Source organism: Trichlorobacter thiogenes (assembly GCF_900167465.1).
Classification (GTDB): domain Bacteria; phylum Desulfobacterota; class Desulfuromonadia; order Geobacterales; family Pseudopelobacteraceae; genus Trichlorobacter; species Trichlorobacter thiogenes.
On record NZ_FUWR01000036.1, the window covers coordinates 1 to 12581 of the forward strand.

The 12581-nt window shown below is 44.6% G+C and carries 17 protein-coding genes and 1 pseudogene; 10 read left to right on the plus strand and 8 right to left on the minus strand.

Annotated features, from left to right (window positions below; all coding sequences use genetic code 11):
• Positions 1-244 (plus strand): IS200/IS605 family transposase (gene tnpA / locus B5D39_RS16470; RefSeq protein WP_208610559.1); only part of this gene is annotated, 244 nt, incomplete at its 5' end.
• 43 nt (positions 245-287) lie between these two features.
• On the opposite strand, the gene B5D39_RS16475 is transcribed toward tnpA (B5D39_RS16470), so the two are convergent.
• The 3 genes from B5D39_RS16475 to infA all read right to left on the minus strand — a co-directional run bounded on the left by B5D39_RS16475 (position 288) and on the right by infA (position 1868).
• A complete protein-coding gene (locus tag B5D39_RS16475) occupies positions 288-1010 on the minus strand; it encodes an amino acid--tRNA ligase-related protein (RefSeq protein WP_244161450.1) in 723 nt (240 codons plus the stop codon).
• On the minus strand, positions 982-1545 hold the full coding sequence (gene efp, locus B5D39_RS16480) for an elongation factor P (RefSeq protein ID WP_078791593.1): 564 nt from the start codon (positions 1543-1545) through the stop codon (positions 982-984). The genes B5D39_RS16475 and efp overlap by 29 nt, the downstream gene beginning before the upstream one ends.
• A gap of 104 nt (positions 1546-1649) precedes the next feature.
• Complete coding sequence (gene infA / locus B5D39_RS16485) at positions 1650-1868, minus strand: translation initiation factor IF-1 (protein ID WP_012469967.1); 219 nt, start codon at positions 1866-1868, stop codon at positions 1650-1652.
• 445 nt (positions 1869-2313) lie between these two features.
• On the opposite strand from infA, the gene B5D39_RS16490 reads away from it, so the two are divergent.
• From B5D39_RS16490 to B5D39_RS16525, 7 genes are all read left to right on the plus strand, one after another.
• Positions 2314-3297 (plus strand): phage/plasmid replication protein, II/X family, encoded by a 984-nt coding sequence (locus tag B5D39_RS16490; protein ID WP_078791594.1) that lies wholly within the window; start codon positions 2314-2316, stop codon positions 3295-3297.
• Positions 3298-3324: 27 nt separating this feature from the next.
• Positions 3325-3630: a hypothetical protein gene (locus B5D39_RS16495; RefSeq protein ID WP_078791595.1), complete on the plus strand. Its 306-nt coding sequence runs from the start codon at positions 3325-3327 to the stop codon at positions 3628-3630.
• Between the two features lie 517 nt (positions 3631-4147).
• A complete protein-coding gene (locus B5D39_RS16500) occupies positions 4148-4360 on the plus strand; it encodes a major capsid protein (RefSeq protein WP_078791596.1) in 213 nt (70 codons plus the stop codon).
• Between the two features lie 48 nt (positions 4361-4408).
• Entirely contained in the window at positions 4409-5818 is a 1410-nt protein-coding gene (locus B5D39_RS16870; protein WP_139366826.1) for a hypothetical protein, read from the plus strand.
• The gene (locus B5D39_RS16515; protein WP_078791599.1) at positions 5819-6166 is read left to right on the plus strand and encodes a hypothetical protein; all 348 of its coding nucleotides are present in this window, start codon (positions 5819-5821) and stop codon (positions 6164-6166) included. It begins immediately after the preceding gene.
• A gap of 1 nt (position 6167) precedes the next feature.
• The gene (locus tag B5D39_RS16520; protein WP_078791600.1) at positions 6168-7295 is read left to right on the plus strand and encodes a zonular occludens toxin domain-containing protein; all 1128 of its coding nucleotides are present in this window, start codon (positions 6168-6170) and stop codon (positions 7293-7295) included.
• A 106-nt stretch (positions 7296-7401) separates the two neighbouring features.
• The gene (locus B5D39_RS16525) at positions 7402-8109 is read left to right on the plus strand and encodes a hypothetical protein (protein WP_078791601.1); all 708 of its coding nucleotides are present in this window, start codon (positions 7402-7404) and stop codon (positions 8107-8109) included.
• Positions 8110-8151: 42 nt separating this feature from the next.
• Here B5D39_RS16525 and B5D39_RS16530 read toward each other — a convergent pair whose 3' ends face one another.
• The 3 genes from B5D39_RS16530 to B5D39_RS16540 all read right to left on the minus strand — a co-directional run bounded on the left by B5D39_RS16530 (position 8152) and on the right by B5D39_RS16540 (position 9924).
• Positions 8152-8388, minus strand: coding sequence for a hypothetical protein (locus B5D39_RS16530; RefSeq protein ID WP_139366827.1), 237 nt, complete (start codon positions 8386-8388; stop codon positions 8152-8154).
• A 402-nt stretch (positions 8389-8790) separates the two neighbouring features.
• Positions 8791-9618: a retropepsin-like aspartic protease family protein gene (locus B5D39_RS16535; RefSeq protein ID WP_078791603.1), complete on the minus strand. Its 828-nt coding sequence runs from the start codon at positions 9616-9618 to the stop codon at positions 8791-8793.
• Complete coding sequence (locus B5D39_RS16540) at positions 9619-9924, minus strand: helix-turn-helix domain-containing protein (protein ID WP_078791604.1); 306 nt, start codon at positions 9922-9924, stop codon at positions 9619-9621.
• Positions 9925-9983: 59 nt separating this feature from the next.
• Here B5D39_RS16540 and B5D39_RS16545 point away from each other — a divergent pair, with 59 nt between their 5' ends.
• On the plus strand, positions 9984-10454 hold the full coding sequence (locus B5D39_RS16545) for a hypothetical protein (RefSeq protein ID WP_078791605.1): 471 nt from the start codon (positions 9984-9986) through the stop codon (positions 10452-10454).
• A gap of 71 nt (positions 10455-10525) precedes the next feature.
• Here B5D39_RS16545 and B5D39_RS16550 read toward each other — a convergent pair whose 3' ends face one another.
• Together B5D39_RS16550 and B5D39_RS16555 are read right to left on the minus strand one after the other, a co-directional pair.
• Complete coding sequence (locus tag B5D39_RS16550; protein ID WP_425274661.1) at positions 10526-11656, minus strand: hypothetical protein; 1131 nt, start codon at positions 11654-11656, stop codon at positions 10526-10528.
• A gap of 120 nt (positions 11657-11776) precedes the next feature.
• Positions 11777-12289 (minus strand): annotated as a pseudogene (locus B5D39_RS16555) (acyl-CoA synthetase family protein); the annotation flags it as partial.
• A gap of 109 nt (positions 12290-12398) precedes the next feature.
• Between B5D39_RS16555 and tnpA (B5D39_RS16560) the strand changes: the two are divergent.
• A partial coding sequence (gene tnpA / locus B5D39_RS16560) for an IS200/IS605 family transposase (protein WP_139366828.1) occupies positions 12399-12581 on the plus strand: 183 nt, incomplete at its 3' end.

Consider the following 12581-nt stretch of genomic DNA (forward strand, 5'->3'; position numbering starts at 1 on the left):
GGTGTTGAGTATTCCACCGAAGTACAGTGTTTCGATGGTGATAGGGTATTTGAAAGGCAAGTCGGCAATTCATATTCACCGTAAGGCCGAAGGGGTCAAGAAAGGTTTTATCGGTCGGCACTTTTGGTCACGTGGTTACTGTGCCAGCACTATCGGCCTGGATGAAGAAATGATCCGGGCGTATGTAAGAGATCAAGAACATCTGGACAAACAAGAGGAGTTGGACTTCACCCAAAACCCTTAGCCCCTTTTAGGGGCTTTCCTCAAGCCACCGGCTCTGCCGGTGGTCATGACTCACTGAAACCGTTTGCCAGTTCCAACCCACCAACGTACAACTCAAACCGTTCTGCATAATCCGGTGTATCACTTTTCAGTCTGGCCAATGCAGCCAGCTGTGCAGGATAATCCTGCAAAATAACCGGTACCTTAAATTTTTCAAAGGCTGGTTCAATTTCCGCTGTTAAAAGCTCATCAAAGAGCCCGTTTTTGACACTATCCAAGGCCTCGGTCTTGGTAAACTGCAAAAACGCCTCCTGCACGCTAAAATGCTGCCAGGATTGATGGGGATCTATTTTTAAGCCGTTTTGAGTAAAACAGGAGTCTGAAGTGCAGGAATCTGCCACATACTGAAGCAAGCCACGGCAATCTTGCATCAGGTCATGGTAGTCAGCATCACTGCGATACCATTCCAGCATGGTAAATTCTGAGAGGTGGCGTGAACCGCGTTCATCAGACCGCCAACAACGACAGATCTGAAAAATTTTATCATAGCCGCGACTCAGCAGACGCTTCATGCATATTTCAGGCGAAGTCTGAAGTTGCCAGGACAGGGTAGGGATAGGATCAATATATTCTTCCGGTGCATTGGCAGGAATACGAAAGGGGGTCTCTACTTCGAGAAACCCCCGCTCTGAAAAAAATATTCGTATGGCCTGCAGTACCTGCGCCCGCCTATGAAGAGCAGTAGTCTGCAACAAAGGTTTACCCCTTAACGCGGGTGGAGTATTCACCGGTACGGGTATCAATCACAATCAGTTCATTTTCTTCGATAAATGGTGGTACGCGCAGTACATAGCCGGTTTCAACAGTGGCTGGCTTTGAATCGCTACCAGAGGTGTCACCTTTCAACCATGGATCAGTCTGGGTAACACGAAGGTTGATAAAGTTAGGCAAGGTTACGCCGATCGGCTTTTCACCGAACAAAAGTACAGCAACCTTGGTGTTTTCAAGCAGGAAGTTCTTGGCATCACCAACCGCATCTTCTTCCATCACAACCTGCTCATAACTCTGCTGGTCCATAAAGGTATAATGGGTGCCTTCTTTGTACAAATACTCCATATCGCGTTCATCCATGCCTGCAGGTTCAAAGCTTTCACCAGAACGATAGGTACGATCAAGGGTGGAGCCACTAATCATATTTTTCATTTTGCACTTGTAAAGGGCTTGCCCTTTGCCAGGCTTAACAAAATCAAAAGAGGTCACCACATAGGGATCGCCATCAAGGATAAGCTTGGTACCCTTTTTTAAATCAGCAACAGACAACATAAATACAATCTCCTTTTATATCAAATAGATATAACAACATAAAACCCATGCGCTGCGTAGGGCAGCAAGCATGAGTTCAGTGTTGTTGTGTGTGTAAAAGGTTGTTATTTGGCTCGGTAGGTGATCCGGCCACGGGTAAGGTCGTATGGAGAAAGCTCAACCGTTACCTTGTCGCCAGGCAAGATTTTGATGAAATACTTGCGCATTTTACCGGAAATATGAGCCAGTACAATATGGTCGTTTTCCAGCTTGACCCGAAACATCGCGTTCGGCAACGGCTCAATGACTGTGCCTTCAACTTCAATTGCTTCTTCTTTGCTCATGCAGCTGGTTGCTCCTTTGTGTGCTCTATCTGAAGTGCGGCGTTACACTACCGGTATTCCGTGTGATTTGCAAGCCTTATATCAAAATGGCCTATACAGGACCTTGATATAAAATGCCCATAAGCTATATTATGTAAAGTACATGGTGAGCTTATGGCGCGTCCAAATAAAATACTGTTACTACTCTCAACCAAAGAACTCGAAAGACTTGAGCTTCTTCAAACGTCGTTTCAAAACACCTCAACCCGTAAGGTTTCTAAATCCGACATTCTCCGTCGTGCTCTTTTTGCACTTCCATATCAGAGGCCTCTTTTATGAAATCTCAGGCCTCCAAAAACACCTCCACAAGCCGGACCGGACTAGTAATACGGTCCGGTAGTCCGTTTTTCCGGAAAATGTCCGTTAACTGCACCCCTCTTAAGCCTGTCCTTTTTGGGGGTGTCCGTTGATCGATTGGGCAACCATTCTTTTCCCTGATCTCTACATCGACTTGGAAGTCGGTTCTGTCTGCCGTTTCCGTCCTGATGGTGAGATCGAGCAAATGACAGAGCTAGGCTTTGACATCCGCTGGAATGAAGGTTCCTTCTCTGAAAACACCAGAATCCGCAACACAACTCGCGGCCTTGTCATTGATGGTAACCCTAGCAAGTGGCTTCAGGGTCATAACCTCTTTGGGCGTGACAACTGGGAGATTGTTGCTCGGTGGATTAACGACATAGCGAAACGCCTTAATAACATCTCAATCATTCGTGCCTTTGAACTCGGTCAATACAACGTCAGGCGTATTGACATTACATATAATTTTTCAGTTCCCGACGTTGACACCTACCTACTGGCTATCAAACAGTTTGCCCATGGTCGCTACGGCATACCCACGGCAAACAAAGGAACAACCGTCTACTTCAACCAGAACTCAAAACGATCATCTGTCAAGTTCTACAACAAAGCCAAAGAAATTAACGTTCATCCATTTAATCCATCACGAATCGACAAAGAACAAGAATCCATCCTGAGAACCTACGCATACGACCTTTTACGCTGTGAAGTAGTCCTTCGCGGCAAATACCTTGATGACACTTATGGAAACCAAATTGATTGGGAAAACTTCAACTTTTACGCAGCTTGGAAATCACGACTAGACAACATCACATTCCCTACATCTGTTGAATTGAGGCACGACGATATGAACGATCTAAATGGAAGGCAAAAGCTCATTTACTCAGCTTGGCGCAACGGTGAGAACATCAAGTCCATGTACAACAAAAGTCAATACTACTCTCACCGTAAATTCTTCCTCCAGTTTGGGATTGATATTGCCACGCCTGCTCCTGCTGCTGCTCAGTGCAAAATCATCCCGCTGTTCAGGCCCGTTGAAGCAATCGCCAAGCCTATCCCTGAAGAAGCATATAAACTGCGCCTCGTTGCGTAGATACCAAACCCTGAAAGGCAAAACACCATGTCAAACGGACAAGAAAAACAGATCATCATCGAAGAAATGAAACTTACCGGTTTCTATGTTGGCTCACAGATCAGCAAGAAAACAGGCCAACAGTTCGTAACCCTCCTGAGCGGTGGTAAACAGATCAAATTCAGGGCTTTATATCCATCTCCTGATGCTAATCGTCTTATTCCTGGCACCATGACAACCGCCCACATCAAAGACGTTGAATTCATCATGTCTGATTACAATTCAATGTTTATCGGCTCTCGTGAATTTAAAGTTTCTTCTGCAAAAGCTCCGGCTGCCCCGGCTGCTGCTTAAGAGGTCAACCATGTCCATTCGCACCTGTGACGTCTGCGGCTCTATTCATCACACACAAGACCCTGAAGATCAGGAAGTTGTCATTTGTCCTGACTGTGAAGCTTGGGCCTTTTCCATGGGTGTTGAATAATGGATTTCCCTGTCCTCCAGATCACTGGCAACGTTGTTTTTGACTATTTCTTTACACTGGTCTTTGCAATGGGCTGCGTATCTGTTGGCCCTACACTGATATTCAGACTGTTCAGGAGTTAGATTATGCCAGAGCAACTCGTTCCGTATCTACACCAGACAAATTACGACTACCTTATGGGTCTTGCTGGTTTGATTTCTGGTGCTCTTGTCTGGATGATCTGGAGTAAAGGCATATGACCATATCACTTGATTTAACCGGTTACTGGCTTTCAGTTACGACCATTTCGGTCGTATTGGCTGGTGCTTGGGGGTTTCGGCGCGTCAAATCCCTGATCTCTAGCCGCTAACTATGCCCATGGGCAAATAAACCAAAGGAGTTTCACCCATGAAAAAACTGTCTGTTGTCCTCTCCGCTGTTGCTGCAACCGCTGTTGCTGCCGCCCCTTCGTTCGCTGCTTTGTCTGCTGCTGATCAGACAGCTATTCAGGCTGGTATTACTGGTTCTGATGCTGTCTTCTTTGCAATCGGCGGTACTATTCTTACCGTTCTTGCCGGGATCTGGGGTTTTAAAAAGGTTCAGTCTCTGATGGGCCGTTAAATCATCAACCGGCGGGGGGCTTCGGCCCCCTTCCTTATTGGGGCAAGTATGAAGAGATCCTTTAAAATTTCAATCTTTGTAGCTCTCACTATTTCCATCTTTACTGCCTTTAAAGCGTATGCATCTTTGCTTATGGGTACTGCCTTTATTATTCTCGGCGGTATCATATCCATGACTATTTTTGCCGGTGGTGCTGCAACCTTTATATCTTCTCAACAAGGTGTCTACCCTCGCGGTGGAATTTATGGTTCTGGTCAAACACCCGGTCAAACGGTTGTTACTCCTGGCGGTAATATTGGTAGATCGTCAACTGTTCAATGGATCGATGTTAGAGACATTGATATGTCAACTCTATCACCTAGAATCAAACAGGTCGATGTATCTATAAAAGCCGGTTTACAAAAGCTCATGGATTCTGCAAAAGGTAACCCTTCAAAATATCCAAAGATTGCTGCTGCTACTTTGTCTCCCTCTTATACTGACTTGCCTATTGGTACTGTTATGTCAGCCGGAGGATTACGTTATAAAATTACTGGTTCTTCTTCTATCGGATCTCGGTTTTGTGGATCTTCTAAACCTACATCCCCTCCTGTCTATGCTGGTGGGTATTACTATACAGATTATTCTTCTAGTTCTGTTCTTAATTGTTCACCTCCTTATTCTGGCTTTGTAACTATGATATATCCTGCTGTTCAAACAAATGATCCTTTAAGTAATTTGCCTACTACTCCTTCTTCCATTTCTGAGTTCGCTCAGAAACTTGCAAATTCTTCTAGTACCATTCTTGCACCTGCAAACGTTTTTTCTGATTATTACGGTGAAATAGATGATTATATAAAAAACAATCCTGGCTCCGTATCTGTTATAGCCTCTGATAACCCGACTCAAGTTGATACGGGCACTCTTGCCACCCTTCCAACTCCAGCAACTCAAGCGCAAGTTAGTGCCGCTTCTGCACTTGCTCAAGGTGCAAACGCAACTGCCGCTGCTAATAACGCCGTTGCTGTTGCTCAAGGTAATTACAATGCCAATCCTACACCTGAAAACGCACAACGGCTTGCCAATGCTCAAGCTGCCGCCGCTGCTGCTGCTGCACGTCAAGCAGAGCTACAGCGCGAGTTAGACAACCTTGATCCTAATGAGGTTGAGGACGCCGGTGATACTGCCTTAACCGGTTTAGGTGACAACGAATATGACGGCACTTATGAACAGCCAGAAAAAAAGGGGCTTCTTGGCCTATTACAGGGGTTTGTTGCATCCAGCCCATTAACCAGCATGGTTAGGTCTTTCACTATTAGTACGTCTAGCACTGAATCAACCCTATCCGCTGGCACTATATACGGTAAAGAGTTGAATTTTTCTTTTTCACGATGGGAACCTTTTCTCCGTCTTTGTGGTGCCGCACTGATAATAATCGCTCACGGCTTTGCTGTTATGGTCGTGGTCAGGGGGTGGTAAATGCCTGCTATATTTGCTGCATTGATTAGTTTTCTCGGCTCTGCTGCGTCAAAAATCTTTGCCGACAAGGTTGTTGGCTGGATTGCTCTTAAGGTCTTGCTTACTGGCCTGATGATTCTTGTGCTGCCGATTGTTCTTAATAACTTTCTGTACGAAGTCATTGAAACAATCATGGGCTTTGCAAACCAGCAACAGGCCGGTGCTGGCTCTCTTAATGGTGCCATGTCTTTTACTGGTTTCACTGCTTGGTTGCTTGACTGCTTCCAGATCCCCGCCGCCTTCTCTGTCCTGGTGTCTGCTTTGATCCTGAGAGTTACTCTTCGGATGATTCCTTTTGTGAGGATATGAAATGATCTCTATCGTCTCAGGTGTTCCAGGTTCCGGCAAAAGCTATTATATGGTTAACTACCTTTCAAAATTCTATACCTATGACGAATTCTACAAAGAATTTCACATCAAGGAAAACATTCTTGTCATATCGAATATTGATGATTTACGTGTTCCTCATCTTAAACTTGATTCACCATTTCTGATTGGTGATCCTGAAAACGGCATTGAAGGAAAATACTCAATCCTTGATTTTTTCACCGTTTCCAATTTTCAGAAACTTATGGAAATAAAGCGGGTTAAAAACATTATTCTGCTTATAGATGAATCACAGAAACTATTCCCCCGTGACTTTAAGGATAAAGATGTCCTTTATTTCTTCCAGTACCACCGCCACCTCGGCGTTGACATCATTTTAGGCTGTCAAGATCACCTTGATTTGTCCAGGTCCATCTTGGCATTGCCTGAATGTATTTATCAGGCTGTTCCACGATCTAAAGCTATTGCCGGTGCTTTTCGATACCACGTCACTGATCGGCGCGGCAAACACATGCGCACTCAGACGTTAAGGAAAAGACAGGCCGTATTCTCAGCTTATAAATCTTATTCATCAGATGAAATTCAGAAGCCTAAAAATATAATAATGCATTGGATTATTATATTTTGCGTCTTTATGACTGTCGGTGGTTTGCTGTTTAAAACTGCTGTTGCCGGTATTCGTGCCAAATCTGAGAAACATAAACAAGATCCCTCAAAGCCTGTTGCAAGAACTGTTATCCCTGAACCAATGAAGAACATATCTTCAAGTCGTATTAATCCTGCTTTAACAGCTTTCTCGCCTGTATCATCATCAAAGATGTCTCAACCTGTTTCAGTTCAGGGATCAAACAATCTTTCTGGCTTTCTTCCTCCATATACTGAGCCTCAAAAACCTGCTGTCTCAAAATCCGCCCCCCTACCCGCTTCAACCATTGAATCTGTCCACAATCGGGCAGTCCCCCAGGATGCTGCTGAACTGTCCCTCAACGAGCGCAAAACGTCGTTGTCGGTCTATTATGTATGGAGGAATAAAACTGATTCCGGCATGACTGACGACATAGCAAACATCCCGGTCGATGCAACCTACAAGCGTTATCGTGCTACTTGGTAGTTGAGGCCACACATGGCGGCGCATGCCGTCAACGTGTGGCCGCTTTTACACGGTGCCGATTAGGCACCGCAGGCTGAACCCGATAGGGTGAAGCGTGGGGGATATCATGCGGTTTTTGATTTTCGTTTTCCTGCTTATAGCGTCTCACAGTTGGGCTCTGAGCACATCACTTAATATCCCCACTATAACCGTTAGCACCAGCGGCGATGCGTTTTGGATAGCTCAGGATGTTTACAGCCATGATGGTGCTCAGTCTGCTGAAAGCGGTCTGATTCAGGACATGCAGCGTTCTACAATTGAATTTTATATCATTGGGCCTGTTCAGGTTGGTTACTGGTGGAAGGTTTCAAGTGAATACGCATGGGATAGGCTTAATTTCTATATTGATGGAGTTTTTCAAAAATCTATTTCCGGCGAGGTCGATTGGAATCAGCAGATAGTAAACATTCCTCCAGGTGAACACAAGTTGAGCTGGTCATACGAAAAAGACAACAACCTTTCATTCGGCCTTGATCGTGCTTGGCTTGATGAAATTACCTTTTCTTTTTCCTCTGACGTCTCCCGGATCAGCATTGCCGGCAACCTCTTTCCCTCTTTTGCTGTTGCCTACACTCTTGCAGCTCCTGACTCTATTATGCTTCTCAACGATGTTGATCTTCAGGAAGATGTTACCACCACCAAAGACCAAACAATCACCCTTCAGGGTGGTTATGATCGCTCGTTTGCCTCCAGATCAGAAGTCAACTCAATAATCCAGGGCGTTGTCACCATTGAACAGGGTACAATCATATTCGATGGTGTAACGATCAGGTAATCGGAATTTTGTTGCATAACGTTTGATAGGCTTTGCCTATCTTTAGTTATGCGACATAACTTCCGGCTGTGGAAATGGCGTGTCATAGTTTTCTGGGTAAAACTCAAATTCTTCGTATACTTCCTCACCATGAAATAATCTTGATGCGATGCTTCTTAATGCTAGTAGCTCACCAAATAATGTCATTCTATCGTCACTATATCCTATTGGGTTGCTGTTAATCAGGTGTGCCGATAATGCTGTTTTTCTCATTGCCTCGATAACGTCTTGCTTTTTCATGGTCATTTCCCCTTTACCTTCCTTAGATTCTGAGCCCTTGATGTGATTCTGTTTTTCAATGTGCGGTTTTTCTATTTGCTTTTCCGTTCCTTGAGTTCTTCGCCCCTTCACCCTAAACAGGGGTAAGAACTCAAGGAACGGAAAAGCAAATGCACATTGATAAACTACTTCAGAGCGGCATGCTTGCCGCTCCTGCCGCAGTGCATGAGCTGTAGATCTGAAGAGAAACGAAGGAATGACAAAGCGTAGCGGTCACGTAGCCAGGTCAAAGCGCAAGCGTAAAAAATTTGCGTCTCTTAAATTTTTTTGAACTGGTGGAGTGATTGGCGTGACGTAGTTGATCGGAAGATCGGAGGTGAATGAAACGAGGACCTTGATTATAAGCCCGGCTTTATGGGCTTACTAATTCCATCTGATTACTTTTCTGTTCATGTCCAGGGTGTAATGGAAGTTTTTTAAAAAACTCATTCCCAATAACCCTTGATGGTCTTTCTGTCCTACCTGCTGCATGATTCTGATTTCAAAATCTCTTGCTACTGCTGTCCCAACAGAAACTGAATCAACTGTTCCGGCCAGCTGTTGCACCTGGCTTCCGTTGGCCAGTGTTGCATAACCGCTTCTGATGTTGTTCAACCTGATCCCTTGCACTGCATCTTGATAAATCATAACTCCTGTTGCTCCTGTATCCAGAATCAAAAGAAGTTCCCTTTCAACACCTGCACTTCTTATCTTTACAGGAACATAGACACGATCTCTTTCAGCGATAATTTGTGTCTCCCTTCCCTGCCCCTTCAGAACTTCAAACTTTCCACCTGTAGAGGTTCCGTTCCAGTTTTTAGCCTCTGCCCCTCTAGGGATACTCGCACTATTATCTGTAAAGGCTATATTCCCGTTTTTATCTTTGTACTGGTAATAATCCCCTGCACTCGCTTGCTGCTGGGGTATGTGCTCCATTATCTGACGAGGCTGATCTTGTTCTATGGGTTCTTGATTTGGTGGGGGTGGTTGGTTGGTGTCTGGTTTTGCCATTGGTATAAAATAAGGATCTGAAACCCTGCTTGTATCGCCAAACACCCACCTTACGGGGGTGTAACCTTCTTTAGAAAATAAGACATACATAATTCCAGTAACCACCATAACTACTACGGTTATTAGTATGTAACCTGTATCGCTACTCCCCTCAGTAATTTTTGGTGGTCTTGAAGGCCCCTTACCTGCTTTGAACTCCAATTATGCTGCCCTCCTTAATTCCCCTTCTTTTCCTATCTCAGCAAGCCGTTTTTCCTTTTCAGCGATGCGGAGAATATCCTCTTGCGCCGCTGGGTCTAAGCTCTCCATGATCTGTGCTACGGCCTCAATCTTTGGATTATTGAACGGCTTTCTTTCGCCAAAGTATGCTTCCATTAGTTTAACCATGTATTTTGTTGGCCTTCTTTTTCCTGAAAGTATTCCTGAAAGTGTTGCATCAGAAATGCCCAATATTTCACATATTTCTTTTTGTTTTAATCCGCAATTTTTTATAGTTTCGATTATCATAAATTTTCACCGTGAAAAAATAGTTTGACAACAATCAAATGTGAAAATATATATCTTCCATGTTCCACATTATCCCGTCACATATTTCCCGTCTTGATTACTCCGTGGTTTCCACTGACGGCGATCTGTTGACTATTCAATTTCAGGTTCCTTCAGCCTTTGCTGCAACCCTTCCAACCCTCTTACGTTCCCTGGCTGAATCATTCACTATGATGGGCCAGAAAGCCAGAGTTGCTCAGGCCACCGCTCGCGCTCGTGATCCTGAGTTAATCAAGCAGCGTGAAGAAGAAAGACTCAAAGCTGATCAGACTATTTTACACCGTTTTGATCGTTTTGTTTTGTCTGGCATGAATAACCGTGAGGCCATTCGTGCTACTCGTGATTATTTCAATTCACGTGGTTTATCAACCACGTCTTACATTATCGAACTTACTGTTCGGCAATACGGCAGATTAAGCAAAAAGAAAAACGGTTTGATTATATCATCAAACCGTTTAGAGGCAAAAGGCAATAAAAACAAATCTTTGTAACTTATTGTAATTATTAGCTATATTATGTAAAGTACGATCAGCTTCTGACTATTTCTGCTAACCTATTGCAATTATTGATACTGAATATAAACCGGCTTGGGATTCAGTTTAAGTAGATCCTGGGGAACCATGAGTGGATCGCCCTTCTTTGTGTCGTTGTGATAGAATAATTTAAATCCGGTAAACTGGACCGGTTCAGCAACAATATAATCCTTGTACGAATCACGTTTCAACCAGGGGGCTCCCCAACCATCCATATGCATAACAATCTGCACTTCACGACGCAGAACAATCTTGTCTGCATTCGTGACACCATTACGGGTAAAACGATGTACAGTAAAAACCTTAGGCGGCAGTTTATATTTTTGTACCAGGTCTTTAAGATAGTTACTGGCGAAGTTAATATCAGCAGCATCATAGGTGCCGATTTTTTTGCCAGGTTTTACCTTGCTGGAAATCAGGTTGAATTCTGGGTCAATACCCAGGTGAACATCAGGATTTTTAAGTATCCATTCAAATTGAGGTAAAACAGTACGAATATCATCATGACCGGTCTGGATATCAATAAACAGAACGGCTCCTGCCTCTTTTGCCCAACCATAGACCTGGTTTATCAGGTCATTGGTCATAAACAAGCGGTATTTCCCTGCCTTGCCTGGTGCCCCTTGGGCAACAACAGCAATCAGATGTAAAGCAGGTTGGACCGGCATGCTTGGATCAGCTTTTTCCCATTTTACAACCTCTGCCTTGAGACGCTTAATCATCTCATCCTTGGGGAATTCACCCAAGGCGCCCATACGCTTTGAAAGTGGATTGCCGTAATAGGCCACTATCCGTTTTTGAGGCACTATGGAGCCAGCCAGAGGGGTTGGATATTTTTTAGGCCAGCCTTTGCGACGTGCAAATTCAGGATCTTCACCGGCGTTATATTTGATCTTGGCAGCCCTGGCAGAACTAATCTGTGACTGGGTAGGCAGTTCTGAACCAATGCAGCTGCTTCGCTGGTCAAACCCCTTGGGTTGAAGAGGTTTACCAGCAGCACTGTTACTTGAAGATGCAGCCTGTACAACCTTCTGTGCAGGAGATACATCTGCTGATTTATTCTGATCCTGACAGGCGGTGAGTGTAACTGGAATCAATAAGGACAGGGCGAAAAATGAGATCTTCAGCTTCGGGGGCAATAAATAGTTTGTACACAGCACCGCAGATAACTCCAACATAATAAATTTGCACAGAAAAGCCGCAACACCGGAAGCGTTGCGGCTGACCTGAGATGATTGTTTAATAGCATGAAACGTTAAAAAAAGGCAACATAAGAAGAGTTACAGACTGCGTTTATCAATAACCCGTTGTGCCTTGCCTTCATGACGAGGAATACTATTGGGTTCTACCAGTTTAACCGTGGCACCAACTCCAAGTGCTGAATGAATCCTGCGTTCTATGGATTCAAGGAAAGCCCGCTGTTTCTTCATCTCATCAAAGAAGATATTCTCAGTAACTTCAATGTCAATTTCAAGAATATCAGTGGTGCCGGTTCTCTGCACAATCAACTGATAATGTGGTTCACATCCTTCAATAGAAAACAGAATTTCTTCAATCTGTGACGGGAATACGTTAACACCCTTGATGATCAGCATATCATCGCTGCGGCCCATGGTCTTTTTCATACGGGCCAAGGTTCTGCCACAGGCACAGGGCTCATAGATCAGACTGGTGATATCACGGGTTCTGTAGCGGATCATCGGAAAGGCTTCTTTGGTCAGACTGGTCAACACCAGCTCACCAACACTGCCGGGTGGCAGTACGTTACCGGTTTCAGGATCAATAATTGAAGGTTTTCAGTAAACCACCGGCTCTGCCGGTGAGACTTGAAAAGGCTCTGCCGTTCCAGCGATAGTTCCTCCTGAGGAAAGCCCCTAAAGGCAATCAACAGGAGGAACTGCCATGCGAGAGTGGCAAAGTTTAGCCCATGTAAAATGGGAGTGCAAATATCATGTTGTGATCGTGCCGAAATACCGTAAGAAGGTTCTTTACGGCAGGCTTCGAGGAGAAGTTGGCAAAATCATCCGTCAGTTATGTCGGCAGAAGGAAGTTGAACTTATCGAGGGTCATGCCATGCCTGACCAC